The 26,011-nt window shown below is 47.4% G+C and carries 19 protein-coding genes and 1 tRNA gene; 6 read left to right on the plus strand and 14 right to left on the minus strand.

Going from position 1 to position 26,011, the window contains the following annotated elements:
* Positions 1 to 63 precede the first annotated feature (63 nt).
* The 3 genes from ABD796_RS04040 to ABD796_RS04050 all read left to right on the plus strand — a co-directional run bounded on the left by ABD796_RS04040 (position 64) and on the right by ABD796_RS04050 (position 3,515).
* A complete protein-coding gene (locus ABD796_RS04040; RefSeq protein WP_344903194.1) occupies positions 64 to 2,322 on the plus strand; it encodes an AraC family transcriptional regulator in 2,259 nt (752 codons plus the stop codon).
* Positions 2,323 to 2,866: 544 nt separating this feature from the next.
* Positions 2,867 to 3,316, plus strand: coding sequence for a hypothetical protein (locus ABD796_RS04045; protein ID WP_344903197.1), 450 nt, complete (start codon positions 2,867 to 2,869; stop codon positions 3,314 to 3,316).
* Positions 3,309 to 3,515, plus strand: a complete 207-nt coding sequence (locus tag ABD796_RS04050; protein ID WP_160043326.1) for a helix-turn-helix transcriptional regulator — start codon at positions 3,309 to 3,311, stop codon at positions 3,513 to 3,515. Before ABD796_RS04045 ends, ABD796_RS04050 begins: the two co-directional genes overlap by 8 nt.
* A 128-nt stretch (positions 3,516 to 3,643) precedes the next feature.
* On the opposite strand, the gene ABD796_RS04055 is transcribed toward ABD796_RS04050, so the two are convergent.
* The 4 genes from ABD796_RS04055 to ABD796_RS04070 all read right to left on the minus strand — a co-directional run bounded on the left by ABD796_RS04055 (position 3,644) and on the right by ABD796_RS04070 (position 8,126).
* Positions 3,644 to 4,162: an S-layer homology domain-containing protein gene (locus ABD796_RS04055; protein WP_344903204.1), complete on the minus strand. Its 519-nt coding sequence runs from the start codon at positions 4,160 to 4,162 to the stop codon at positions 3,644 to 3,646.
* A gap of 288 nt (positions 4,163 to 4,450) precedes the next feature.
* Positions 4,451 to 6,439, minus strand: a complete 1,989-nt coding sequence (locus ABD796_RS04060) for a 7TM diverse intracellular signaling domain-containing protein (protein ID WP_344903207.1) — start codon at positions 6,437 to 6,439, stop codon at positions 4,451 to 4,453.
* 170 nt (positions 6,440 to 6,609) lie between these two features.
* Positions 6,610 to 7,551, minus strand: coding sequence for an SDR family NAD(P)-dependent oxidoreductase (locus ABD796_RS04065; protein ID WP_344903210.1), 942 nt, complete (start codon positions 7,549 to 7,551; stop codon positions 6,610 to 6,612).
* On the minus strand, positions 7,548 to 8,126 hold the full coding sequence (locus tag ABD796_RS04070; RefSeq protein WP_344903213.1) for a TetR/AcrR family transcriptional regulator: 579 nt from the start codon (positions 8,124 to 8,126) through the stop codon (positions 7,548 to 7,550). The genes ABD796_RS04065 and ABD796_RS04070 overlap by 4 nt, the downstream gene beginning before the upstream one ends.
* A gap of 307 nt (positions 8,127 to 8,433) precedes the next feature.
* Here ABD796_RS04070 and ABD796_RS04075 point away from each other — a divergent pair, with 307 nt between their 5' ends.
* Positions 8,434 to 8,685 carry a hypothetical protein gene (locus ABD796_RS04075; RefSeq protein ID WP_344903216.1) on the plus strand — a complete coding sequence of 84 codons (252 nt, stop codon included), beginning with the start codon at positions 8,434 to 8,436 and terminating at the stop codon, positions 8,683 to 8,685.
* A gap of 133 nt (positions 8,686 to 8,818) precedes the next feature.
* On the opposite strand, the gene ABD796_RS04080 is transcribed toward ABD796_RS04075, so the two are convergent.
* From ABD796_RS04080 to ABD796_RS04090, 3 genes are all read right to left on the minus strand, one after another.
* Positions 8,819 to 9,760, minus strand: a complete 942-nt coding sequence (locus ABD796_RS04080) for an alpha/beta fold hydrolase (protein ID WP_344903218.1) — start codon at positions 9,758 to 9,760, stop codon at positions 8,819 to 8,821.
* A gap of 129 nt (positions 9,761 to 9,889) precedes the next feature.
* Complete coding sequence (locus ABD796_RS04085) at positions 9,890 to 11,245, minus strand: sensor histidine kinase (RefSeq protein WP_344903221.1); 1,356 nt, start codon at positions 11,243 to 11,245, stop codon at positions 9,890 to 9,892.
* Positions 11,242 to 11,916 carry a response regulator transcription factor gene (locus ABD796_RS04090; protein ID WP_344903223.1) on the minus strand — a complete coding sequence of 225 codons (675 nt, stop codon included), beginning with the start codon at positions 11,914 to 11,916 and terminating at the stop codon, positions 11,242 to 11,244. Before ABD796_RS04090 ends, ABD796_RS04085 begins: the two co-directional genes overlap by 4 nt.
* Positions 11,917 to 12,308: 392 nt before the next feature.
* Between ABD796_RS04090 and ABD796_RS04095 the strand changes: the two genes are divergently transcribed.
* On the plus strand, positions 12,309 to 12,629 hold the full coding sequence (locus tag ABD796_RS04095; protein ID WP_344903225.1) for an ArsR/SmtB family transcription factor: 321 nt from the start codon (positions 12,309 to 12,311) through the stop codon (positions 12,627 to 12,629).
* A 102-nt stretch (positions 12,630 to 12,731) separates the two neighbouring features.
* Positions 12,732 to 13,811 (plus strand): saccharopine dehydrogenase, encoded by a 1,080-nt coding sequence (locus tag ABD796_RS04100; RefSeq protein ID WP_344903228.1) that lies wholly within the window; start codon positions 12,732 to 12,734, stop codon positions 13,809 to 13,811.
* Between the two features lie 429 nt (positions 13,812 to 14,240).
* Here the strand turns inward: ABD796_RS04100 and ABD796_RS04105 are convergent, their stop codons facing one another.
* The 7 genes from ABD796_RS04105 to ABD796_RS04135 all read right to left on the minus strand — a co-directional run bounded on the left by ABD796_RS04105 (position 14,241) and on the right by ABD796_RS04135 (position 25,990).
* Positions 14,241 to 15,662 (minus strand): TIGR02679 domain-containing protein, encoded by a 1,422-nt coding sequence (locus tag ABD796_RS04105; protein ID WP_344903231.1) that lies wholly within the window; start codon positions 15,660 to 15,662, stop codon positions 14,241 to 14,243.
* Positions 15,652 to 19,755, minus strand: a complete 4,104-nt coding sequence (locus tag ABD796_RS04110; protein WP_344903234.1) for a TIGR02680 family protein — start codon at positions 19,753 to 19,755, stop codon at positions 15,652 to 15,654. The genes ABD796_RS04105 and ABD796_RS04110 overlap by 11 nt, the downstream gene beginning before the upstream one ends.
* A gap of 26 nt (positions 19,756 to 19,781) precedes the next feature.
* Positions 19,782 to 20,924: a TIGR02678 family protein gene (locus ABD796_RS04115; protein WP_344903237.1), complete on the minus strand. Its 1,143-nt coding sequence runs from the start codon at positions 20,922 to 20,924 to the stop codon at positions 19,782 to 19,784.
* The gene (locus tag ABD796_RS04120) at positions 20,917 to 22,419 is read right to left on the minus strand and encodes a TIGR02677 family protein (RefSeq protein ID WP_344903240.1); all 1,503 of its coding nucleotides are present in this window, start codon (positions 22,417 to 22,419) and stop codon (positions 20,917 to 20,919) included. The genes ABD796_RS04115 and ABD796_RS04120 overlap by 8 nt, the downstream gene beginning before the upstream one ends.
* A gap of 583 nt (positions 22,420 to 23,002) precedes the next feature.
* Positions 23,003 to 23,075: transfer RNA gene (locus ABD796_RS04125), tRNA-Ala, on the minus strand.
* 146 nt (positions 23,076 to 23,221) lie between these two features.
* Positions 23,222 to 23,512 carry a hypothetical protein gene (locus ABD796_RS04130; protein WP_344903243.1) on the minus strand — a complete coding sequence of 97 codons (291 nt, stop codon included), beginning with the start codon at positions 23,510 to 23,512 and terminating at the stop codon, positions 23,222 to 23,224.
* Positions 23,513 to 23,680: 168 nt separating this feature from the next.
* Positions 23,681 to 25,990 carry a thiamine pyrophosphate-dependent enzyme gene (locus tag ABD796_RS04135; RefSeq protein WP_344903245.1) on the minus strand — a complete coding sequence of 770 codons (2,310 nt, stop codon included), beginning with the start codon at positions 25,988 to 25,990 and terminating at the stop codon, positions 23,681 to 23,683.
* Positions 25,991 to 26,011 lie beyond the last annotated feature (21 nt).

Consider the following 26,011-nt stretch of genomic DNA (forward strand, 5'->3'; position numbering starts at 1 on the left):
CCCACGCGCGGCAATATCGCCTATTATTAAAACAGAGAAAAATAGATACAGGGGGGTACGGAGGTGATCAACAGTCTGCAAGTTAAACGAAACTCCTTATTTGTCAAGCTGCTTCTCGGATTTATCATAATCATTGTCATTTCCTTTATTTTCAATGTGCTGTCCTTCAAATTTTTTACCGTCAGCATTCATGAGGAAGTTGTCCTGTACAACAAGTCGAATATGAGCAACACCGTGTCCAAATACGAAGATCATTTTCAATTAATGGAAGAGATTGCGATGAACTTCTATAACAACACAAATGTAACCGCTCTCAGCCGGGATAAAACAAACTTCTTCGCGATGAACGACTTGGCCGTCGAATTTACGACGCTGGTCATGAATTATAAAAATCTCGGTTTGGACAACCTGTTTCTGTATAACGGCCGCCATTCGTTTCTTGTTGACAAAAGCGGATTAATGAAGGAAGACGATATGTTCGCCAAGCAGTACATCAGCGCCAAATACGACGCCGCCTTTTGGGCGAAGCAATTTGATGAAGATTTTTATATGCGCATTTATCCTGCCGCGGACTTTACAAGACAAACGTTACACGGCTCTATCGAGCCTGCCGGCAAGCTGTTTCCCGTCATCGTCAAAAGCAAGCTGCAAAAGAACTACTATATCGCCGCTCTGCTTGACGCCGAGGCCCTTTATGAGAAATACCATTTGTCGGTTTCCGATCTTTTCTATATTGCCGACGCCGACGGAACGTTGTATTACAGCTCGAATGCCCAAGGTCAGACCGTAACTCCGCAGTCGCTCGCGGCATCCGGCAACTATTATATGAAAAATAATAACTATTACTTTTATACAAAAGGAGAGAAAACCGGGTTTACGTACGTTAATGTGGTCCCGAACCAGAACATCGCCGCCAAAATTTCGCGGCTCAGCGCCATTCTCATCTTGCTGCTGGCGGTATCGCTGGCGCTCAGTCTCATTATTTCCGTGCTGCTCAGCATCCGCTTCAAGAGCCCGATCCAAAAGATCGTCGAGTCTATGCACAAAATGAATCCGAATATTCAACTGGGCAGCAAAATCAACGAATTCAACGCCATCGTAGATAATTTGCGGACGATCATCGCCTCGAACCGCAGCATTCATAAGGATTTGCAAAATAAGAACACGCTGCTCAAAAAATACGGCTACTGGAACAAAGTCAAAAGCATCCCGATCGGAAGCCGCGACGTGCAAAGCTTGATCGATACGTCAAGACCTTATTTTTTCGTCATGTTCCATCTTCATTTCACACGTCGCTTCCATGAGCTGATTTCCGAGGAGCAGAAACAGTCCCATATTCTCGAATTTATTCAACTGAACATTCAACAATCGTTCCCGCAATCGGAGACGGTACAGTCGGAGAAAGATTTGATCTTCTCGATCGTATTTGCCGAGCCGGGTGCTTCGGAAACATTGCGCGGCGTGCTGGACAGGATGAAGCGGGTGTTTGACACGGACAGCGAATATTATTATGTCACGATCGCCTTCAATCCGGCGCCGTACAGCCCGAGCGGCTTTACGGCCGCTTATGACGAGGGACGGGAAATGATCCGCCGCCGCCGGCTGAACGGCGAGACGCAGATCGTCTCGGACTTCGCCGGCCCCCAGCAGGACTTTCATCTGACGCCGTCTGAGGAGAAAGAGTTTACTGCCCATTTGGCGGCAGCCAACGAGGCGGACATTATGACGATGATCGGCCGGATGATGAACAGGCTCCGCGCGAACGGCACGGCGGAGCAGTACCGGCAGCTTGCAGGCGAGGTCGTTTCCAAAACGTTGTTGGCGCTAGTGCTGCAAAATATTAACGCGGGAGCTTTGCAGGAAGAACTGTCGCCCTACGAACAGATTAAGGAATTTGTTTCGGAGGAGCAGTATGACGACTTCTTCAGAAGCTTGATCCGTTACGCGGCAACTCTCATGAACGATAAGAGAATGGAAAAAGACTCGATTATCGATTTCGCGCTGGCTTATATGGAGCAGCATTACGGGGATGACATAGGCCCGGATGCCGTTGCCGAGAAGCTGAATCTGTCGTCCGGATACATGTGCAAATACATCAAAAATAAAACAGGCAAAACGTTCGGTGACTTCCTCGACGATATCCGGATCATGAAGGCGAAGGAAATTTTGGAATCGACCGATTGCAAAATCCATGAGGTTGCTCTTCAGGTCGGTTACCAGAACGCGAATTCGTTCACGCGGATGTTTCGCAGGCTGACCGGCGTCACGCCGGGCGAGTACCGGCGGGAGAAGCGGATCGACGTCGCTTCGGACATGCAATAACGGAGCCTCCCGGCTCCGTCAGGCTGTCGAGAAAGAGTCGACAGTGGCAAACACGGAACGCTCGGTGCAGTGTTTATTTAAGCCGTGATGCTTCCTCAGATGAAGCGGAAAAGCATTCCACATAACAGGTGGCTTGGACAATCGACTGACCGCTCCCCAGACGACTCTTGAACGCGAAAGTCCAATCTTACAACGGCTGGATTCATCCTGCCGGAAGTACCCAAAACAAAGAGGGGCAATAATTTCTCCATGGAGTCGATTGCCTCTACTCTCGGTCAGACGTTACGTTCTGTTTGACCAATAGCATTTTTCCATCCTCTAGCAATATCCCCGTTACTCTAACCTGCAAAAGATTGCCCATCGCTCCTCGCCCCCCCAATGTCCCTCATTTTAGAAGTTATGAAACACCCTATTTCATTCGGCACTGCTTGAAATCTCCTTAGAGTTCTGTATAAAGAAATGTAAAAGCAAAAATACATTGCAATTGTAACCTAAAGGTTATATTATGTGTATTAAAGGTTACAATATTAAGGAGGAGATCGCTTTGGCATCCGAAGTAACACAGTTGGAAAAGAACAGGACAACATTCATTAAAAGAAGTCTGATCGGTTTTGCAATATGGCAACTGCCATATTTGATTCAACATCTTCATTTTGATACATTCATCACAGGCTTCATAACCATTATTTCCGTTATTGGTGCGATTGTCTGGGCGTATTACCTCATTAAAATTGTTCGGTTATCGTTTCTGTCGCAAAAGAAGCGCTCGCTGGCCATCTCCTTAAATAATGAGTATTTTCAAATGATTCGACTTAAGAGCTTTACGGTCGGATTCTGGGTTGTTTTGGGGTTAGTTGGGATTTTATTCGTTCTCAGCTTGTATGTTGCATTAAATATCCGGCTTGTTTTACACCTGTTGCTCGTTGTTGGTGTCATTTCTCCCCTGGTAAGTTACCTAATCATTGACAAAGATGAGGTTCTCGAAGATGAGTGAAGATGTTCTAGAAAATACGATAAAGGTGCAACGAGCCAAAATGAATCTGACACAAGAACAGTTGGCGGAATTGATTGGGGTCACCAGAAAAACGGTCAACACGATTGAAAACGGCAAGTTCATACCGAGTACCGTGTTAGCCATTAAGATGGCAAGAGTTTTTGGTCTTCCCGTCGAGGAATTGTTTATTCTGAAGTGATGGACCGAACCCTGAAATAACAAAACACCCCCTTTTCGAACAAAATTCAATTGCTCGAGAAGGGGGATTATTTAGCTTAACCTAGTTTATGAATCGAATCGTCGAAGCGGCCATACTACACTAAAACTTTACTTGCCCTTGTACGCCAACATTTTCAGCAATACGGTTACCGCCTCGGCTCTAGTCGTTTTATCGCCCGGAGCAAATTGGTTCGCTCCTTTGCCTTCCATGATGCCGAGCTTCTTTAGATCCTCCGTCGCGCCTCTCGCCCAAGAAGGAATGTCCTCGTCGTCCGCGAAGCCCGATTCTGCAGTCGCAGCGGCAGATTGGCCCAGAGCCCGAGCGACCATCACAGCCATCTCCGAACGGGTGATTTCGGCATCCGGACGGAAGGTGCCGTCGTCATAGCCGCTGATGACGTGCACCTCGACTGCTTGCGCCACCGCTTTCTGCGCCAAGGAAGCGATCTTGCCGTTGTCGGTAAACTTCAGTTCCGCCCCATTCCCCTGCTGCTTCGACGCATTCATCAGTATAACCGCAAATTCCGCGCGCGTTACGGTTCGGTTCGGCTTGAACGAGCCGTCCGAATAACCGTTGACGATGGCGGCGCTTGCCGCTTGCTTGATATTCGGGTGCTGTCCAAACATACTTTGTGCGAAAAATCGTACAATATGCCCCGACCGCATCGAAACCAGCGTTTGCTTGTATGAATTATATGACAAACTTATTAAGCTGGCCAACATTTTCGCAAAAAAACAGTCCTTGAAGGCTGCTAGTTGCCCACGAATCTCTTACGATCATGCGGGTCGTTACACCACGTTGAACTTTTCGGTGAACCACTTAAAGTTGACCGCCGGCTCCCCGAGGCGGTAAGCCTTGCTTTTTCCGCGTCTACGGTGCTCGTTATACTTATTTGATATAAATTCGACCCCGTTTCAGGTTAAGGACGCAGCCGTTTTCGTATCCGCCGGCAGCTTGAAGTAAAACCGACTGCCTGTCCCGGGCTGGCTTTCCGCCCAAATCGATCCTTTATGGAATTCAATGATCACCTTCGCGATCGAAAGTCCCAATCCGTTTCCACTCGAAGAATTGGGGGCCACTTTGACCGTCCGGTTAAAAATAACCTCAAGATGCTCCGGAGCGATGCCTTCTCCTTCATCCTCCACGCTTACGAGTACTTCTTCGTTTTCCGACCAGGCATGCAGACGGACCATGCCGCCTTTAGAGGAGAATTTGCCTGCATTATGCACAAGGTTGGCCAGCACACGGCTTACTTCATGGGAATGCATCGCGACCACGGCACGCGGGTCAACGGAAACCGAAACTTGACATTGCAAGCCGGCCATTTGAATCGTTGAAGCTAACGTATCAAATTCGCTTGAAATCCAGTCCGCGAAAGAAACCTTTTCCAGTGCTTCCGTATCGCGAGATCGCTCCAGATTGCTTATATCAAATAAATCGTCGATAAATGTATTGATATACAAAACTTTATCATACAACGTTTTCAGAAATCTTGCTTTCGCTTCCGGTTCAATCTCTATGCCTTGGATCAACACCCTGATTCCGCCCTGCACAACCGTAAGCGGCGATCGAATATCGTGCGAGATGTTTTGCAATAGATCGTTGCGCGTTTGCTGCATCCGTTCATTCATCGTAATTTGCTGCAGCGCTTTTTCTTTATCCAATTGAGTCTGCCTTAATTGATAGGACAGTGCAATCGAGAACATGATATATTCGGCTATCGAACCTACCTGAAAGCCGTAATGGGTCAGGAAATTTTCCTGCATCAAGCTGTACGTGTTCAGTATCGTGGGAAGAGCCATCCCCAGAAAAGGAATGGTAGCCATAACCACATAACGAGCCGCCACATTCCCGCGATACACCGTCCAATAGGTGCTGACCGTGAGCAATATGGCAAACATCGATTCATACAATATAGCGATGGTCGCATATCCCGGCCAATGAAACAGCGAAGCAATCAATACGAGCGGAGACGAAACATTCAGCAATCGGTAAATAATAAGCATGCGGGGAGCATAGATGTGCAATTGTAGGATTTGGCCCAGAAACAAAAGCCCGAACCAAAGACAGGAGATGAAGAAGAAATAATCGATGCCCTCGTAATTGCTAAATATACGAAGCAAAAAGGCCAGCAATTTACTTTCCGTGCCAAGAAACTCTTTCAATAACCCGTTCCATACGAGCTGAGAAATACTGAAGCATAAGATGTATAACGAATAAAACAGATAGGCCGATATTCGGTTGAAAATGAACATGGATAGCATATAGGCGGCCATCATCAATACAAATCCATAATAAATGCCGAAAAAGATATACTCGTTCTTGAGTTTGCCCAGGAAAGTACGATTATCCATCAATTCGATCGGAATAATCATAGAGCCATTAATTACGGTTCTCATATAAATGGTCTCGGGAACGCCTACAGGGAGATGGATGTAAAACGAAGTGAAGTGCTCGTCGACTTTCTCCAGAATATTGGGCTGTCCGGTATCCGCGGAGTTTTCGTTATGGAAGTACATGTCAAACTGTTCAATGACCGAATTGTTCACGCGAATGACCCATCGATCGATGGGAGATTGATTAATAACTGTCGTCCTTATCCAATACGTTCCAGCAGTCAATCCGAATGCGGATTTCCCTGAAGCAGGTTGAAATTGTTTAGCCACACTGGGAGCTTGAATATCGGCAAGCGTCAATCGACCGTTCTCATCGACAAAAACATCCATCTGATCGTTTACGAAATAAATGCCTTCATTCTCATGCAATACAATCTCATTGCCGGATACAGGCGCGTAAGTTGCAGGAGTTACCAGCATCCATATTACAGCAACGCCACCAATGAGCAATAGGATGGATAGGGCAAAAAACCAATTTTTCGCGATAATCGTCTTCTTACTGTCCATCGTGTCAGGCCCCCGTAGATAACGGCAGTTTCTCATCCTGTAATATCGGATACTCTATAGGTTTACTTGTATAACATTCAATTTCCTATGTTGCAATTCCTTCTTTCTTTCGACGGTATTCGAGTGCTTTCTGCTCGTTCGTTAAGGGGGCAAGACCTTTCACACAACATCTAGTCCTCTGCAGTCAGCTCCGTGCACAAATCCCACAATTTCGCTACTTGAATAGGATCAATCGCATATTGAGGATAGTTTCGGGATCCGAAAATATTTTTCAATTGCGCGAAGCCCTTCTCGCTTATCGATGGCTGAACAACTTCTCGTTTATGATTAAAAAGCAGACCTGTCGCATGCTTGTAATCCTGCGACGTGCAGAGCTGATAATAGTTGTCCGCCATGCCCGTTGGCAGAGGATTGGTGAAGTTTTGGAGCTTCGCCAGCATTCTGAACATTGGACTCATCTTCTGAATCGTCTCTTTCGACAGCTTGACCCGGTTAATTTGCAAGGCGTTCACTTTAATCCCCTGGCTTTTGAACTGCTCTGCCATTTTGAAGGTCAGCATTAAAAACGCCATTTTCGAGTCTCCGTACATTTTATAGACGCTGTAAGGCCGGGTTTCGCGATATTCTCCTCGTAGATTGTCAAATTCTATGTTTCGTTTCGGATCGAAGAAATGCTTGATGTTGGTCGTGCAAGCATTGAGCACACGAGGATCTTCCGATTTCGCGAGATGATCTGCCAGCAGATGAGTTAACAAATACGGACCGAATGCATTCGTGGCAAAAGACAGCTCGATATGCTCCGGGCTGAGTTTGTACGCCTTCTCGCCGTGATTCAAGTAGGCAGCATTATGAATGAGAATGTCGAGGTACGGATACTTGGCTTTAAAAGTGGCACGGAATGAACGAATGGAGGCGAAAGAAGATACGTCCAGCTCCATCAGATCCACTTGAGCACGGTCGGTTACGCCAATAATCTCTTGCTGCGCAGCTTTGCTGATCGTTAGATTGCGGCAAGCCATGACGACGCGATAGCCTTCCGCAGCAAACTTCAATGCCGCCGCTTTGCCGATACCCGAATTGGCTCCGGTAATGACTACGATTTTCTCTTTCATACAGAGCCTCCTGATTTGCGCGCGTGAGCCGCTGTGATGATATCCGTAGCCGCACTGTTCAAGATGTGAATCATTTTCTCTTCATCAAAATCATTGGGCAGCAATCCGTTAGCCACCATAACCGAAAGTCCCGTCTGAAAAATTTTCATTTTCAACAGAATGGCCATCAACTCCTCGTCAGCGAGGCCTTGAAGATGAGCATCTTGCTTCATGAGACTTACGAGCATGTCCATATCTTGCTCTCGATCGTTCTTATAATCGTTTTTGTTCATGACGAGATCCCGGTACAGCACACCATACTCCTTCGCAAATCGGATACTGGCGATACCAATATCCTGGAACGGGTTTCCTGAATGCTGTTCCTTCAGCAATTGCTTACTGATTGCGAACGTCTTCTTTACAACTTCCTGAATCAATTCGTCGACTTCTTTGAAATTCACATAGATCGGCGCGATGGAGCTGCCCAGCTTTTCCGAAACTTTCCGAATCGTAATAGCATTGATTCCTTCTATTCTCGCAATTTCGAAGGCTGCATCAATGATTTGTTCCTTCGAAAATTTCGTTTTAGGTGCCATACTTTCACCCCAATTATACAGTTCGATCGATATATATCATATGTTATATATCGATTATTATACATGTGTTTTGGAGGATTACAACATCATCTCGATCGAAGATTAGGAAGCGAAGGCTATATAAAATAATGAACAAAAAAAACGGCACTTCTGCCGTTTGTCTTTGTCATATGGTGGACCTTAGGGGGATCGAACCCCTGCGGCGCGTCACTATGCAGCTCGAATTGGAATCATGGTATAATAATAACAAGGATTGGAGTTGATTCGGATTCATGACCTACTTGATACAAACTGGGAGGTGTTGAAAGTGAACGAACCAGCTTTGGGTAAAGCAATGACCGCATTGGAATATCTGAGCCAAGATGCGGAAGCTCGTCGCTTATACGAGATGAGACAAAAAGCTCTTCACGATGAAGCCTCTATGCTGGAAGGTGCCAGAACGGAAGGGAAATTTGAAGTGGCTCAAAACATGCTGGCAAAAGGAATGGACATCGCCACAGTCGCGGAACTGACTGGACTTTCCGCCGAGCAACTGGCTCAACTGAGACGAACACATTGAATACATTAGGCTGCGTAGGATCGATTCCCAGCAGCCTTTGTTCATTTGATGCATATAAATGCTACTTTCGTTTGAAAAGCGAAGATACGACGTTAGAGAAAAAATAAAGTAAATTTGCTTTTTTTGCGGCCACCTACTTCATATCCTCCATGAATCGTCTGAAGTTCTCCACAATTTCCTTCGATTTTGTGTGATGTACGTAATGATCAGCATCGAAGGTGATCACTTTACCGTTCGCCACGTCAGCCGCTTGCTCCTCGTGCAAAGGAATCCATCCCTCTACGTCTTCATTGTTCCCTTGGATAAGAAGCAGCAGGGGAAGATCGGCCGGGAACTTCATATGCTGGGCTCCTTTAAAGTTCGAAGAGATATGCTCCATCTCGTTCAAGACGGTCGGATTGAACATGTTTTTGAGTTGAATCATCCGCAACTGTTTCCTTGTCTCCTCATCATAAGGCAAGCCTTCATAAGGATCGGCGCCTAGCTTCATCGCCAGTCGGGCAAAACCTGATTTTTTGAGTAGCTTATATTGTCCGATCGGGAATTGGACATCCATGCCTCCCTGAGTTGGAACACTGGTATCGATTCCGATAAACGCAGTGACTTCATCCCTATACTTGCTCACATAATCAATACCGTATAAACCGGCGATCGAGTGTCCCATCAAAATATAGCGGTCCATGTTAAGGCTCTGAAGCGCCTCATGGATTTCTTGAACGATAGTATCGGTCGTGCGGTCCTTATCGGTTAAGTCGCTTAATCCATAGCCAAACGGCTCGATTGCGACTACTTTATAATAAGGAGACAACTCGTCGATAAGCGGCTTGAAATCAAGCACAGGCGACGCAGTTCCATAACCCGGAAGCAGCACGATGGTTTGTTCCCCATCCCCTTGAATAAGCACATTCATCTCCTTGCCGTCTACCGGAACGAGTTGACCGTAAGCCTGTATTTTACCCTCCTCCGATTTGCTGCTGATCACATTAACGGTATATACGATCGCGACAATAGCTACAACGATGATTAGGATTGCTGCCAATGTTTTGAGCAAAATTCCAAGCCACTTTTTCATCATGCCTCCACCTTTCTTCACCAGTTAGTTAAGCGTTCTAAAACGACGATTATTCCAAGCTTAACCGATGAAGATGTACAGACGATGACGTGACTATGAACTGAATATGAACAGCGGCCAAAATATTGCGGATCACTCTGCCGGATCCGCCATTGGCAAGGTGACGATAAACGCGGCGCCGTGTCCTGGCTCGCTCTCGACTCGAATATGGCCCTGATGCAGCGATACGATCCGCTTCACGATGGCGAGCCCCATGCCGCTGCCGTCATACTTGCGGCTATGGGAACGATCGGCTTTGAAGAACCGCTCGAATATCCGTTTTTGATCCTCCCGAGAGATGCCGATACCCGTGTCGGCTATGCGTACGGTCACGTTTTTGGCGTCTTGCCTGGTACTGACATGAATCGTGCCGCCCTCTTCGGAAAACTTGATGCTGTTGCCAATAATGTTGGTCCATACCTGGTTGAGCTGATCATGATCTGCCGCGATTGTTACGGGCTTCAGATTTAATTCAAAGCTAATGTTGCGCACTGACCATTGCGGCTGAATCGCCACAATGACACGTCTGACCTGCTCATCAAGTCTGAGCTCCGTTACCCGGAGCTGCTGTGTATTGGATTCCAGCAAGCTCAGCTTCAGCAGGCTGTCGCTCATTTTGGACATGCGCTTCGCTTCGGAGATAATAATATCGAGGTAACGCTCGCGCTCGCTTTCGGTAATGCCAGCTTGCTTGAGCGCTATGGCATATCCGGATATCGAGGTGAGCGGCGACTGCACCTCATGCGATACATTCGATACGAATTCCTTGCGCATCTGTTCCAGTTGCTTCAGGTCGCGCATCATTTCCTCGAAGCTGCGGGCAAGCGTGCCCAGCTCCCCTTTTTGCTTAATGTTCAACTTGACGTTGAAGTCTCCCGCCGCGATACGTTTGGTCGCTTCCGTCAGCTTTTTAATCGGCCTAACGAGGAACACAGCTGCAACTAGAATGAGCAAGCTTCCCGCAATCAAGCAGTTGGTCAAAAACCTGATCAATAGCGATACGGAAGAAGCGGCAAGCGGCTCTACAAACATTGCTTTCATCCCTGTGTCTGTGTGAAGAGGCATGCCTAGCAGAACGGGTACTAACCCCTTCGAGCTGATCTGCAGCACTTCTCCAGCCAGCACTTGACTGATTTGTTCCGGCGTTACTTCGGATACGCGCTGGCCGTTCAGCTCTCCGTATGACTGTAGGTGACCGTCTTTGTCGTACATGCGAATAGAGTAGGAATGGAGCTGATTCATTCCGCTGACATACGAATCCGCCTCCTCTAACGGCAAGGCATCATAGATCCTTGCGACGTCCTGACCGAAATGGACAACATTTGCCAGCAGGTTATCGTTCAACTTCTCCTGATACAACCATGTCGTGGTAAAAGAAGCAATGATCGTCCCGCCGATGACAGAAGCCAGAAAGGTCAGTACGACGCGGGTATATAAGGAACTGATCATGGCGATACCTCAACCCGGTAACCAAGACCGCGGACCGTTTCGATCCGAAAATCAGGCGTTGTTGCGAACCGTTCGCGCAGTCGCTTGATATGGACATCAACCGTCCGTTCATCGCCTGTGTAATCCATCCCCCAGATTTGATCGATCAGTTGCTCGCGCGTATAGATTTGTCCGGGCTTGCTGGCCAGCTTGTACAATAATTCAAACTCCTTAAGCGGGAGCGCCAGCGAATCCGCCCCCCTTATCACCTTATACGTCTGTCGGTCCAGCTGAACGCTGCCGAGCTGAATGGTCTGCATCGAGCTGCCCCCGTATCGCTTCAGCAGCGCCCTTACGCGAACGGCCAGCTCCAGCGGATCAAACGGCTTCGTCAAATAATCATCCGCCCCAAGCTGGAACCCTTTCACCTTCTCCCATGTCTCGCCTCTTGCCGTCAGCATCAGCAACGGGAGATCCGGATTGGCTTTTCGAAGCTCCCTGCACAGCTCCCAGCCGTCCATAAGCGGCATCATAATATCAAGCACGACAAGATCGACTCTCGTCGAGGCATATAAGGTCATCGCTTCTTTGCCGTCTGCGGCTTCTATGGTCTCAAATCCGTCATTTCGCAAAAACAAACAGACGAGTTCGCGAATATTCAAATCATCATCAGCAACTAATATCGTAGGCATCTGTTCCCTCTTTTCCCTCGTTATAGTTGTTAACCAGTATCAACTTCTGAATCATGCCAAATACTGCATATTGAATATGTTCCTCCTGCTTTACCGCAAACTTTTCGCGGCAGTAAATTTAACGCCGTGCTCCTCCAGTTTGTTCTGTCCGCACGAGTGGACCCGGGTTCGCGCCCAAGCAAGCTACCACTGAAATAAAAAACACGCGCCATAACGAGGCGCGTAGATATCATTTGTTTGGTGGAGCCTAAGGGGACTGAACCCCTGACCTTATCGCTGCCAGCGATGCCCTCTTCCGCAATGGTTATACTGCCCCGATTAGCAGTATTGAATTATTTTAAGAAATGCATTATGATACGTTTAAGTAATTAAACATTATAACGGAGTGAGCCATGAGCGAATTCATCGGGAATCAGAAGGCAATTCATATTTTTGAGAAGCTGGGCCCCTATTTTCAAGGACTGGGAGACCCTATTCGTCAGCAGATCATATCGCTGTTGATCGATAAAGAGAGTATGAATGTGACGCAGATCGCAGAGCATATTCCGATGTCGCGCCCTACCGTCTCTCACCACCTGAAAATATTGCGGCAAGCAGGGCTGATTACCGTTCAGAAGAAGGGTACGGAAATGTTCTACAGGCTTGAGTTTGACGGAGTGATCGCAATGATGAAACAGCTTGTCCAGTTCGTTGAGGAGGAATGCCGGTACTAGTGCCATTACCTTGGCCAGCACATGTCGTTCCTATTTTTTCGATTTGTACGTTTAAAAAATTAAACATATAAGCATTCAAACATTTAAACGGAGGTTTATCTTATGATCAGAAAGTTGGTACTTATTGTAGGAGGATACGGTGAAGTAGGCAGACAGATCGCCCAAATCTTACACGATCGGCACCCCGATCTGGATATTGCCCTGGGAGGAAGGTCTCCGGGAAAAGCAGCACCATTCGGATCGGGACGGGTCCAAACAGTCGTTGTTGATAATAATGCGGAAGATCCGCTGCTCTATGCTGGCGACAATGTATCGTTGATCATCAACGCCGTCAACGATCTACAGGATCGGCTGCTTCTGTCTGCCGTTAGAAGAAGGATTCCACTCATCGACATTACGCGCTGGACAGAGATATTCCAACAAGCGATCACCAAATTGAAGAACACGGAGCTTCATGCCCCTGTCGTTCTGTCTTCCGGATGGATGGCGGGAACTGCTTCACTGTTCGCTATGCTGAATTCAACCTCACTTCAGAATGTCTCTGTTCATATTCATGCGCTTTACTCGGTGCGGGATAAAGCAGGACCCGACTCCGTGGCGTACATGGATCGTATGAACGTTCCATTCTACATTACCGAACCGAAAGGAAGTCGGCTTGTATTTCCAATGACCGATCCTGTAAAAGTGCAATTTCCAAACGGATACGAAACAAAATGCTATCGGCTTGGCACCCCGGACCATGTGACCCTGCTCAAGCCAGGCCATATCGACTCCGCCAGTTTCCGCATTTCCTTCGACAACAAAGCATCCACCTACGCGCTTGTTGGACTGGTCAAGAGCGGTATATGGAAGAGGATCAGCGGGGACCGATTCCGTTCACTTAGACGAAGCCTGCTCTACAATCCGGGCACGGGCAGCACGCATCACATCCTTATTCATCTAAACGGTCGTGACCATAATGGGCGATCGGTTGAACGGAGAATAGCGATTTCTGATCCGCTGGGTCAAACTCATCTCACCGCCTTGGGAGCTGCCGTCCAGGCAGAAAAGCTATTACGAACCTCAGAGGATAAGCCGCTGGCTCCAGGCATTTATTATCCGGAAGACCTGCCTGATGTAAGGATGGACAAGTCTGCAATTATCCATTTTTTCGAACAATATGGGGTTCATATATCTCACTAATGTTCTTTAGTTAATCTGGATTCCAGTTGTGTTGCTCTGTAACAATGACAACGGTCCGCGAAGCGCCCACCACTTCGAGCACTTCGCGGACGAATTGAATTAGAATGGGAGGCATCATCCATCGTGGTTCTCTACAACGATCTCCTGTAGCTGCTTTGGACATATAACCTCAACCCTGATAAACAAAAAACGGCATCTCTGCCGTTTTTGTTTAATGTGTTGGTGGAGCCTAGGGGATCTAACCCCTGACCTCATCGCTGCCAGCGATGAGCTCTACTACGGATGGTCATTAACATACCAAAATCTACTTTCAAGACTAATTGTCCCATCGGTTTTGCAATATTCATCATCATTCAATTATTCATGTACCAATTGATCTTTTTTCAAACACTCGCTTACCATGGTGAGACTAAGAATACAAATCCCTAATTAGCCATGAATATTATCATCGTTCATTTGGTTCATTTTTGAAATTCCAGAAGACACTTCCTTAATCCAATCGCCTCTTAGTTCCTTACCAAATAATTCCTGATAAACTTTTGCTTTAATTTGTATCATCTCTTTAGCTAAACCACCCTCTAATTCTTGAAGGATTTTTAAGTCTGCATCAGATAAAGGTTTGCTTTTGGTCGCAACATGATTGCGATATATGGAAGTCTCCATACGCCAAGCGTAAAACTCTGCTGTAAATTGCTCCTTCATATTGTTTAACATCTGAATGCCTGGAACATCTAAATCCCCTGAATAGTAAATGATGCAGTTTGGGCTTGCTTCAAGACATTTTTCTATAAATACTTTAGAAGCGGTTCTTGCCTGTCCGATCGTACAAAGAAGAACTGGAAAATCCGGTGGAAGTTGTTCTAATGAGAATTCATTTAGATTAAGAAAATGAATGGTTTCATCAACTAGATAAGATATCACAGACGGATTTTCCAGAATATATATTGACGAGTACTTTGGTAATTGCTCCATCTCTTCAATCTCACGTAAATTTAACGTGCGGGGCGAAGTCCCTTTGACGAGATGTGGAACAAAAACATGCGAAATCGAACTAAGATCATCATCCAGAACGTCGAAATTCCTATAAATTTGACGTTCGAACAAATACTCTGGTATGGCTGACATATGGTTATCAATATTTCCGTTTTGATTTAGACTTTGGCTATTTATATCATTGAGAGCGCTCCATAATAATCTTCCTTTTGCATTTGTTTTATCAAAGGCATGTGAATCCTCAGTAACATAAGCAGCGAACATAGGTAATCTAATTTTTCCAGTTGAGATCCCACATCTTTCAAACATTTCATCTTTTCTCATCAGCAAATGCCATAGAGCGCTCAGACATGTCAGCAATTCTGAATAGACATTTGTGTCTCTGTCAAAAACAGTTCTCAAAACCCTATAACCCTTGGCATCTCCTTCCTTTAATCTTTGAAACCAGTTAAATGTCTGTTGAATAAATATTTCAAGTTCAGTATTAGAGATATTAAAACGAGTAATAAAATCTAGTTCAACTTGAATGAATAGATTAGCCCAAGCTGAAAGTTTTGACTCTTTTTGTTGGCGTTTGGTGGAAAGTTGATGGCCGTAGTATAATTCTAACAATTCAAGTAAAGAAACTGAGTATCCTGCTTCTCTAGCCGCTTTTTCAAAATCAGCGGCTGGGAAACGTGGACCCTTGTAGCGAATGCCAAGAAAGCCGCGCAAAGCTTTTTCCTCTTCTTCGGTGGGTCGCATTGGCACCGTGCCGAATGCTCCGTAGCTTTCAAACTTCTTGCAATACAAGTCAAAAAGGCGGCCAAAGCCGCCGCTCTGCCGAAAAATCTCAACTAGTTGTCTGTTATCCTGCATAGAGGGAACGCTCCTCGATACTTTGCTCTAGCGATAGAAGATGTTTTTCTTTCCCATCCCAATAGTAACGTGCAACAGCGAGTACTGGAGAATCCACAGGTCGAAGAATTTGGGCAATGGAGAGTTCATCAACCGTTTCGTAGCAACCCCACAGCACCTGGGAGTTCATAATGTAATCAAACTCAAAGTCATGCACAAGTTGAAACATCTGTGCAATATTTTCGTTATCGATACCCGCAAAAGCTTCATCCAAAGAAATAACACGCGGTGCATCAGGTGCGGCATAAGAATATTTGGCAGCTATCGCCGCAAAGAGCGGCGAGTAGATGCTCATCGCCTTTTCCCCGCCGCTGAGCTCCCCGAACACTTTGTTTGTAAAGCGCTCCTCGGGAATACCCTTGCGCGTGATGAACATGTCAAACCGGAACCATTTGCGGTAATCCAGCGCCTTTTTCATCTCTTCAAACATAGAAAAACTCGCGTCGTCCCTGCACTTTTTTCGAGCTTCATTGATTTTGGATATGAAATGTAGACGCACCTTTTCCTTTTGAGATGGCGTCAGATATATGGACTCCTTGGATAAGTACGACAACAGCTCTGTTGTTGAAATTTGGTCCTCTTCTTTGCTCGTGAGGGGGATCCATTCGAGCCGCATCTGAATAGTGCCTGTTACACGTCGCAGCATCACGTTCGCGTCTTGTTCCCAGCGCTTCGCAGCCCGCACTTTCTCATGGATCGTAGTACCGACAACATCAATGAGCACCTTTTCAAATAACTTCTGCTCCTCTTCCCGAATATGTCTCGAAATGCGCTCTAGTTGTTCATTCACATAACGGTGTACTTCAAGTGGCGTGTTCTCTACATGCTGGAGGGAAAAGACCAGGAATTGTCGCGAGCAGTTCTGCACGAGGATCTGCCAGGACGGGTTCTCCATGTCTTCAGTCTTAATCTCAAGCGAAATAGAACGCCGCGCCGGCTTAAGATTGTAATCCACAAGTTCGCGCTGAGCGTAGCCTTCTGCTTCTTTTAATGCTGAAAGCACTTCATCAAACGAGAGTCCCTTGCACGATTGTTCCAGTGCCATAACGGTCTCAGAAGCACTCCGTGGAGGACATACAAAACCGAGATATAGCTCCTCTTGGTACAATTTCATCCACCCATTTAGCAATCGCAGCCGCTCTTCCATCACCGGTTGCTCCTTCGTTTGATTATCAATGAGGCCGCGAATTTTAATCTCTGCTTCGTTTATTTGTTTACGATAAGAGTCTAACCACACATCTGCCGACTTCGCCGCATTTATCGCTACCTCTATCTCATGTTTTAAGTCCGTATTGCCAAGATCCTGTATTCGCTCAAGAAACATTGATTCATAAGACTTGTTCTTCGCAATATCCCGCTCAAGATCGGATTTCTCATCTACAAGATAGTCATAATCGTCTGTCAATCGTTCTATCTCCGACTTAAGATCTGTCTGTGACTGATTCGCTGTAAGCCATGCATTGTGAGCAACGCGGAGATCAGCAAGTGTATTATTGTAAATTGTAAGGTCGCTAAGAGCCTGTTGGTAGCTGGCAAGCTTAAGCGGCAATTCCAACTGCTCCGTAGCATAATAGAGCGCATTACGCAAAACTTGTGTTTCGTTTCGGTAGACACGCAATGCAACTTGGAGCCTTTCTACCACAGAATGTTGAGTGGCGCGTTCATGACGCTTGATTTCATGGCATCTAAGTAACTCTTTAAGCCCCTGGAGGGATGGGAACACTTCCCGTTCCATGACAAGGAGATGCTGCTGCTTTTCTATGGAAAGCTGTTCCGATTCCAAGTTATCTTTATGGTGCATGAGTTCATCACATTGACTTTGCAGTTCTTTCAACTTGCGCAGACGGATTTGTTCCCGCGCCGATTTGCCAATGTATTTATCTTCATACTTAGGGGCCAGCCCCCCAACCATACCACTGCGGAATTCCCCGTTTTCCAACACATACCCTTCCTTATGGGGAACAATAGAAATGGTTTGCAGTACAGTGTTAATATCTTCCTCCGTGAGACCGTTGGTTGGCGTCGGACGTACATAAGTCAGTAAATTTTCTCTTTTGTACGACCCTACTTGCACCACAGCCATCGAGGCAGCGACTATAGAGCGATCACTCTCATGCACTACAAGAGCCGTAAGGAGTCCCGCGCGGGTAATGGCGTCTTCGATGGCTTCCTTTACCGTCGGCTGTAAGTGTTCCAAAAATTCAACCGTTTCATAAAAATAAGCAACACGTACGTTTTGTGTGCGCAAGCGCTCCATTTCTTCCACTTCCGAAATGGTAAGAACGGGCTCCATCTCCTTTTGTGCAGATAAAGCTTCAGCCTTTCGTTCAGCCTCCTCGATTTGCTCTAGGATATGACGGACGGAGGCCACGAGATTCGCATTCTGCTCCTGAAGTGATCGAAAGCGTTTGTCGTATAAGAAACTCAGCCAGTCAGTAACCGTTGCTGGAGAGACGTCATCCAGAAGATCTCCAATCCCTTGCAAGATTTCCTTCACTTCGAGAAGTTCTGCGGGCTGAATTTGAAATTGGTGAGCACTTTCCGCCCATTCGGCAACGGAATGTTCGACAGATGTCGAGCATGCGGAAATCTCTTTCACTAAGATGCTAATCTCAACGTCTAACTGATTGGCACGCTCTTCTTCGGTCGCCATATTTCGCTGCATTTGATCCTCTTGTTCAAGACGAGATTTCAGTGAAAGGAGCTGATCGGCAATCTTTTGCACCTTACTTCGGTACTCGTGGAGAGTTTCTTGCCAATTTTTAAAAGCTGCATCTGAAAAACTTTCAAGGCTAGATTTAAAGTGGTTACGTAAGATCCCGTGGGGTGAGAAGCAAGTCTCATCCGCCAGTGAATCCAGTTCCAAAAGCGCCTTCTCACGGCTCTGGACTGCTTTGTATTTATTTCCCTCAATCTGCTTAAACCGGTACTCCACTTGTCGTTGCTGGTTTTCATTCTTCTCTATGGCCTCAGTCTTTCCCTGCAGTTTCTCCCCTGAATCTCGTAGAGTTTGTCTTACCTGTTCCAATTCTTGCTCAAGTGTGAAAATTGGGTGCCCTTGTAGTGATACTATTTTCTTCTGCATGGTTTCCTTTATGTTAATTTGTTCTGCGTGCCTCCGCTCCAGTTCTGTTTTGGTCGCGGAGACTTCGACTTCAGCAACCTTACAATCCTTAATGCGTTTCATGGATTCATTAAATCGTTTCTCGCTGAACAACAGATGTTTCGCCTTCTCATAGAGAGAGAGTTGATTGTAGACGTCATACGCTTCTACTAACTTCGTAAGGAATCCTAGTTCCTTTTCAAGATGATTTTTCTTTTCTTGCAGGCTATCCATGCTCTCCAGCGACGAAGAAAGCGGCAACAATTCATGTTGCGACAATTCAGGAAGGGCATCAGAGAGGATGTTGGACACTTCGCTCGCTTTCACGGCATTGGAGAGCTTCGGGCTACGGAGCTGGAGCAGCACGCTAATTAGTTCTTTAAATTCCTGTGTGGTTCTAAATCCAAAGATTTCTTGATTCACGAGCTCCACATAACGCTGCTGACTGTCGGTGACTTCCCCGTCTCTGCCAATACGGTCTGCTAAGTCCCCCATAGTAAGAGGAAACTTTTTGGGTTCCCCGCTTATAATTTTTTCATCATATAACTGAATGTCGTACCCAATACGCTTATTGCGGAGAATAAAATACCACGTGCGCATAGTGTTGTCGCTCTCCCGCCTTTTTCCATTCAAGCCGATGCCAACGGTCACAAAGTTGTTTCCATTGCGATATTCCATGTAGAGATATCCCGTACCTTCTTCTCGTTTTGATACATGTTTATTGCCGAGCAATAGATCGATCATCCGTCGATCCTGTGAACCGAATGGATCAAGACGTGACGGGCGCTTATCGCCGTCGAGCAAAAATGGGACTGCCATGGTAGTGGATACTGATTTACCAGAACCGTTAGCGCCGCGGACAAAAAGGCGTCCATTACTAAATTCAAAAACTGTGTCACCGTGATACCAGAAATTAATGAGACCAAAGCGATTCAAATGGAATGAACTCAACGCCTATTACCTCCGTTTACCATAGATTAAGATACATATTCCCCTGTAACACGGCCAGCGGCGGAATAGAATACAACCTGATCGTCCGTAAGCGCATCTGCCATGTGAAAGTCAGACATAAATCCTATAACCTCTTCCCAAATGACGGTAAGAGACCGTTCTGTAAATGATTTGGTCCACCCATGACGGTGTAGATCCTTGATCTCTTGAAACCAAACGATTGCCTCATTTTTTGAACATAGGGCATGACCATTATGATTAAGAGCTATTTCTTGAGTGTTTACCTTATCCCAAATAAGAGTTGCATACTGCACAGCTGCATTGGAGATCTGATCATCTTTCGGATAATAGTCTCCATAACGACTTTCTGTATGAGTGAGCATCGTCGTACGATGGTACCGTTCAAGGTTCCAATATTCAAACAGTTCTGATATCATCGCATTAAACTTATTAAATTCTTCCTTATCCTCCAAAATTCCAGATTCCTCTGCAGACAATTCATCATCATATATAACTGATTCTAAAAATAATCTACGCAGAAGCCGCTGCCTCGGGGTTGTGACATGAACGATCTCTTTGCCAATATGTTCTTCCAACTGCCTAAGATTTTGAATTTTGCTGAGATCAAAGAAGTAAAGCAGTGCAAAATGACGGAAATACGGCGTAGTCTGCAACAGAACATCGTGCTGATCATTGTCTCGAAACCCATCTATTTCACGGTCCACGACATAGACGAGCCTTAATTTCACACAATGTTGCAGAACATCTGCAAAAGCCTTACGATGCGAACGCTCTTCCCAAGCGAAAGGAACGGCTTCTTCTGGGTAATACATACGGATGGCATCACAAGCGTTTTGCAGTGTAAATTGCTGGTCTTCCCCATTATCCTCTAAATAAGCAAGCAGGCAGCAGAAAAATATATAATGGAGTGATGCTGTAAAATCGCCAACTCCCATAAATGACTTTGACGTGACGGGAATTTTCTCTAGTTTGATGAACTCATTACGCAGAAGTAAACGATATCCGAAATATTCGCGCACGATTTCGGCAATATCCGCTTTTCGTGCGAGAATCTGAAAATATAGGTCCGCCTGCGTATCCCGATGAATCCAATGGTAATGAAACAGGGCTTCAATACATTCCTGAAGCACCAACCGATCTTTATCCATCCTGGTCCTCCATAAATACGAATTCGTAATCATTCATTGTCAACGTACCATCGGTGGAACGCAGGCGAATAAGCTTGCTAGAACGTAACTTAAGATTAAATTGGCGGCCATCTTCCGTTCGGCTTTTTAAACTTTTTGTAATCATAGCTTGTCCTAACAATTCAAGTAGAAGGTCCCTAACTTCGGGATACACGATACCGATTTCATCCAACGTAATTTTACCTTCCTTAATTAGGTTGTTGAATTGCTCACGTATCATACGCGTTTTCTCCAGATGCTCTTGAATCAGAAGCATCTGCGCCAAGGGATCTTCATATACAGCTACTTTGGTGCGTCCACTACGGTTCCCAGGCGCCTTTTTGTTAAGAGACACTTCAAAAGGATCGCATTCCCACACATGCTTTGTAGTGTCATCCTCAGATTTACGAAGGACTAAAAAGTGCTTTGCGGTGGAAGCGCCAAACATCGCGCCAGCAATAACATGGCAGTCTCGCAAGTCTGAAGTGTGCGCAAAAATGCGAGCCAATTCCAAATAGTCATTTTTGCGGCTTTTAAAGTAGTTGAATTTATCGCTGATTTGATCTGCAATTCGCACAATTTTTTGGATAGTGCCGCGAGTTTGTTCAATAAGAAAACGAGAACTAGCTTTTCGGCCGTTGATTTCCACAAACCACCCTCTAAAACCGAGCCATTCTGCCCTTCTTCGTGCAGAGGCAAGCTCTGCCTCAAATGTTTCATCAATTTGCTGCTCCGCTTCGTAAGAAACAATCACGGAAATAATGTGTTCGATCTCACTTTCATCGATAACCCCGAGGCGCTCCTCTATCAAATCTTTCTTCTCCATAATGCCTACTACGAAGTCACTTAACAAACGTACAAATTTTTCTTTGTATGGCAAAAAAGACTCCGTGCGGACTAGGCGTTCATATGGTTCGCTGTTTACATGCGACAAAAAATCGGCGGTGTCGTTGCGAAGGGATTCAAACCGAGACATGAGGTCGCGCCAGATGTTGCGGATATCGCCTAGAGTTCCGTTGTTAGAAGGCCTCCACTTGCGGAGTTTGGTCAGGTCCTCTAAAATATGGTCCGTCAATACGCGCTCGAAAGATCCTCCGCGAATCGCCTGCAGATTATGCTGCATCTCCTCCAGCGTACGTTCGAGTGAAATTGTATATTGTGTGACCTCATAATAATTCTTTCGTTTATAAAAATCCTCAATGCGCTGTGCATGGGATTCGTCTTGATGGATGATTAGGTTGTTCCATCTCACGAGTGACTTGAGGTCTTCTTCCAGGTCTTTCTCGGAATAATCCTTAAAGTGAGGACCAAATTGCTCTGACGTTACTAATTCTCGATACACATCATCCTGGAACATATAAGAGTTGTATTCCTGTCGGTACTTCTGATAGAAAACGTAGCAGATGGGACGATAACGGTCTGCCTTATTAACAGAAAGATATGTCGCCTCTTTTACAGAATTTAATTGAAAGCTCATTCAGCAACCCCCATTCTGTTACAAATATATACTATAATTACATATAAATTTAAAAACTCAAATTAACATTTTCGACAAAAAAGATAATATCCATGGATATGATAAGACATATTCGACATATGGGTATTTTTCCCTTCCAAATCGGAAAGCATCCACCTTTTGACCTAAAGGTTTGGTCAACTTCTATTCCACAAGCCCTATAGAATTATCGCTGTATGTGTGGGCGTTTTTGAACTAACCAATTGTCAAACTAAGTGCGACTCCTCGCCCATGAAAGAATTCGTGAACCAGCGCGCCATTCCGAGATATTTACGAGAGTGGTTTTTATCAAACGAATAGCATCAGCGAATTGGCAATCTATAACTTAAAATATAATTTTTAGCAGTATATTCAAACGTCGTGCTCCTCCTTTTGCAGTGTTCCCTCGAAACCTTATCACTTCATTCCGTCCGCGCGGACTGAAACCCGGGGTTCGCCCCCTTGGCATTCCATACAAAAAAACTCCACCACGTAATGAAGTTACCCCTGTCAAGTAAACATTGAAGATGAACCGTCATTAGACAGTGATGACGTTCTTTTTGTATGGAGCCTAGGGGGACTGAACCCCTGACCTCATCGCTGCCAGCGATGCGCTCTCCCAGCTAAGCTAGTGCCCCACGATATTTAATTCTTCATTTGCTGGCTCTGTCAATGCTACATGGCGCTCTCCGAACTGAGCCATGACCCTACAAAAAAATCCCTCCCAAACGGATCGTAAGAGGCAAGCCTCTACTTTCCGTTCGGAAGGAATCTCTTCTTTCCCTTACCCACGCTTCTCCAGCCGCAGCGTCCCGTCCTCGTCCAGAAACACCCGGCGGCCGGGATCGTTCTTTAACTTCACGTTCGCCAGCTTCAGCTGCATCTCCGTAACCGGCACGACTTCCCAGGAAGACGATTCCCCGACGCCTCTCGCTTCCAGAAAACCGGCCTTCTCGCGCACGGCCGCCTCCTCATCCTCCCAATCCTTCACACCGAAGTACGGCAGGTCGTATCGATTGACGAGCGTGCAGGCGAACAGCTCCGCACTTTCGGCATGCTTCAAGACGTACGGCATGCGCTTCCCTCCCCTGAAAACCTTCGAACTCCGGCTCGTCCGGCTGAACCCGCTTGCCGCGTGAACATTCCGGACCAACTTCCAGCTCGTCACCGATTTGCAAACGAAGAGGAGGCGAGCGCGAAGCTGCCGGTCATCCGCAGCTTCGCCGCCCGCCCCCATGTACGTTTACAAATAAGGATTTTCGTGCTTGGCCTTCAGCCGGTTCCAGCGGCGGTTGACCTCCTGCTCGAACGAAGCGAGCGCGTCGGCGTTTTCCGGCTTCGTCATATGCTTCGTCTTGCCCATCGAGCCGAGCCAATCGGCGACGGACACCGCTTTGTTTTTCTCCTCCGGGTTGTACGTAATGTTCGTAATGCCGTTCTCCACCTCGTACAGCGGGAAGAAGTTGGAGCTGACCGCAGCGTCGATAATGTTCGTGCCCTCCTGGTCCTCGGACAACCAGTTGAGCGGGCAGGTAATCAGGATTTTGCCGTAAACGAGCCCTTCGTGCTGCGCGTACCATTGCGCCTTGGCCGCTTTCTTGACCAGATCCTGCGGATACGATTCCGAACCGGTGAACACGTACGGAATGTTCGTGGCCGCCATAATTTGCGCCGTATCTTTATGATGGAACAGCTTGCCGGCCTGCTTCTTGCCGACGTTGGACGTCGAGGTGCGGTGCCCGATCGGCGTCGAATAGGATAGCTGCGCCCCGGTATTCATGTAGCCCTCGTTGTCGTATTCGAGAATGATCATCTTGTGATTGCGCAGCGCGGCGCCGATCGCCGGTCCCATGCCGATATCCATCCCGCCATCGCCGGTCACCATGACGAAGGTAAAGTCGTCGGGCAGGTTCAGATGGTCCAGCTCGCCTCTGCGCTTGCGCTCCCAGAACATCTCGACCGTACCAGACAGCGTCGCCGCCCCGTTCTGGAACAGGTTGTGGATATACGTCGCCTTGTGGGCCGAATACGGGTAGCCGGTCGTGACGACCATGGCGCAGCCGGTATGGAACAGCGTGACGATATCGCCCTCGATGCCTTTGAAGAACAGCTCCAGGCCGGAGAAAATACCGCAGCCCGGACAGGCGCCATGCCCCGGAGCGATCCGCTTCGGCTTCTTCGTCAGCGAACGGAGCGGCGGGATGCGCACGTTCAGCTTGCCCGAGGCGGCGTCCGGCGTGACGGTGATCAGGCCGGTTTTCAGATCCTCGTATTTCATCGGATTGAGCACCCGCTTGGGCGCTTTCGCCGGATCGCCTGGCGTATGGCCGTAATAATCGAACGGCTTCTCGACGTAGCCCTTCTCCGCCGCCTCGATGGCGAACCGGAACAGGTTATGGCCGTCCTCGGCGTAGAAGTCTTTGCCCCCCAAGCCATATATACGACTGACGACCAGCGTGTCGCTGTTGCCGTGCGTGAACAGGGCCGCCTTGATCTCGTTGACCATATTGCCGCCGTGCCCGCCGTAAGAGTCGGCCCGGTCCCCTACCGTAATCGCCCGCACGCCCTTGAGCGCCTCGGCGATCTGCTTCTGCGGGAACGGACGGATGATGTTCGGGGCGATGGAGCCGGCTTTGATGCCCTGCTCGCGCAGTTGGTCGACGACGTCCTTAATAATCTCCGAAGCCGAGTTCATCAGGAAGACGGCGACCTCCGCGTCGTCCATTCGGTACAGGTCGAGAATCGGGTAGTCGCGTCCGGTCAGTTCGGCGTATTCCTGACGGATGCGGTCGTAGACGCGCTCCGCGTTGTACATCGCCATCGACTGCTGGTAGCAGTTGTTGATATAGTCCGGCTCGTTCATGTAAGGACCGACCGTAATCGGGTTGTTCCGGTCCAGCACGTCCGGGTAGCCGGCAGGCGGCTGGGCTCCGACGAAATCGTGCACGTCCTGGCGGTGCGCGAACGTCATGACGCGGCGCTTCTGGTGGGACGTGAAATAGCCGTCCGAGGCGACCAGCACCGGCAGGCGCACCTCCGGGTCCTCCGCCAGCTTGAGCGCGATGATGTTCATATCGTAGACGGCTTGCGGATCGCGGCACATCACGATCGGCCAGCCGGTATTCAGTGCATAGTACAGATCCGAGTGGTCGCCGTGAATGTCGAGCGGCCCGGACACCGAGCGGCAGACGAGATTCATGACCATCGGAAAACGCGTCCCCGACTGCACCGGCATCTGCTCGATCATGTACAGATAACCGTTGGCGCTGGTAGCGTTGAACACGCGGCCTCCCGCGGCGGACGCGCCGTAGCACACCCCTGCGGAGCCATGCTCGCCGTCGGCCGGAATGAGCACGACGTCATGCTGGCCGTTGGCTTTCATCAGATCGAGAAACTGGGCAACTTCCGTGGACGGGGATATCGGAAAGTATCCCATAATGTGGTAATTGATTTGATGCGCCGCATAAGCGGCCATTTCGTTGCCGGATTCGTATACGATGCGCTGTTCGACTTTACCCGTATGCTGCTCTTCGCGCTTGATGTCAATAGCCATGTGCTTCTTGTCACCCTTTCG

Origin of the sequence: Paenibacillus hodogayensis (assembly GCF_039536325.1) — a bacterium.
Taxonomy (GTDB): Bacteria; Bacillota; Bacilli; order Paenibacillales; family NBRC-103111; genus Paenibacillus_AB; species Paenibacillus_AB hodogayensis.

What these genes read in the sequence shown, in the direction of transcription:
- ABD796_RS04050 (WP_160043326.1), top strand. Translation starts at nt 3,309, where the DNA reads ATGAGTGAAGATGTTCTAGAAAATACGATAAAGGTGCAACGAGCCAAA.
- ABD796_RS04055 (WP_344903204.1), bottom strand. Translation starts at nt 4,162, where the DNA reads ATGTTTGGACAGCACCCGAATATCAAGCAAGCGGCAAGCGCCGCCATC.
- ABD796_RS04060 (WP_344903207.1), bottom strand. Translation starts at nt 6,439, where the DNA reads ATGGACAGTAAGAAGACGATTATCGCGAAAAATTGGTTTTTTGCCCTA.
- ABD796_RS04065 (WP_344903210.1), bottom strand. Translation starts at nt 7,551, where the DNA reads ATGAAAGAGAAAATCGTAGTCATTACCGGAGCCAATTCGGGTATCGGC.
- ABD796_RS04070 (WP_344903213.1), bottom strand. Translation starts at nt 8,126, where the DNA reads ATGGCACCTAAAACGAAATTTTCGAAGGAACAAATCATTGATGCAGCC.
- ABD796_RS04080 (WP_344903218.1), bottom strand. Translation starts at nt 9,760, where the DNA reads ATGATGAAAAAGTGGCTTGGAATTTTGCTCAAAACATTGGCAGCAATC.
- ABD796_RS04085 (WP_344903221.1), bottom strand. Translation starts at nt 11,245, where the DNA reads ATGATCAGTTCCTTATATACCCGCGTCGTACTGACCTTTCTGGCTTCT.
- ABD796_RS04090 (WP_344903223.1), bottom strand. Translation starts at nt 11,916, where the DNA reads ATGCCTACGATATTAGTTGCTGATGATGATTTGAATATTCGCGAACTC.
- ABD796_RS04095 (WP_344903225.1), top strand. Translation starts at nt 12,309, where the DNA reads ATGAGCGAATTCATCGGGAATCAGAAGGCAATTCATATTTTTGAGAAG.
- ABD796_RS04100 (WP_344903228.1), top strand. Translation starts at nt 12,732, where the DNA reads ATGATCAGAAAGTTGGTACTTATTGTAGGAGGATACGGTGAAGTAGGC.
- ABD796_RS04105 (WP_344903231.1), bottom strand. Translation starts at nt 15,662, where the DNA reads ATGCAGGATAACAGACAACTAGTTGAGATTTTTCGGCAGAGCGGCGGC.
- ABD796_RS04115 (WP_344903237.1), bottom strand. Translation starts at nt 20,924, where the DNA reads ATGGATAAAGATCGGTTGGTGCTTCAGGAATGTATTGAAGCCCTGTTT.
- ABD796_RS04120 (WP_344903240.1), bottom strand. Translation starts at nt 22,419, where the DNA reads ATGAGCTTTCAATTAAATTCTGTAAAAGAGGCGACATATCTTTCTGTT.
- ABD796_RS04130 (WP_344903243.1), bottom strand. Translation starts at nt 23,512, where the DNA reads ATGCCGTACGTCTTGAAGCATGCCGAAAGTGCGGAGCTGTTCGCCTGC.
- ABD796_RS04135 (WP_344903245.1), bottom strand. Translation starts at nt 25,990, where the DNA reads ATGGCTATTGACATCAAGCGCGAAGAGCAGCATACGGGTAAAGTCGAA.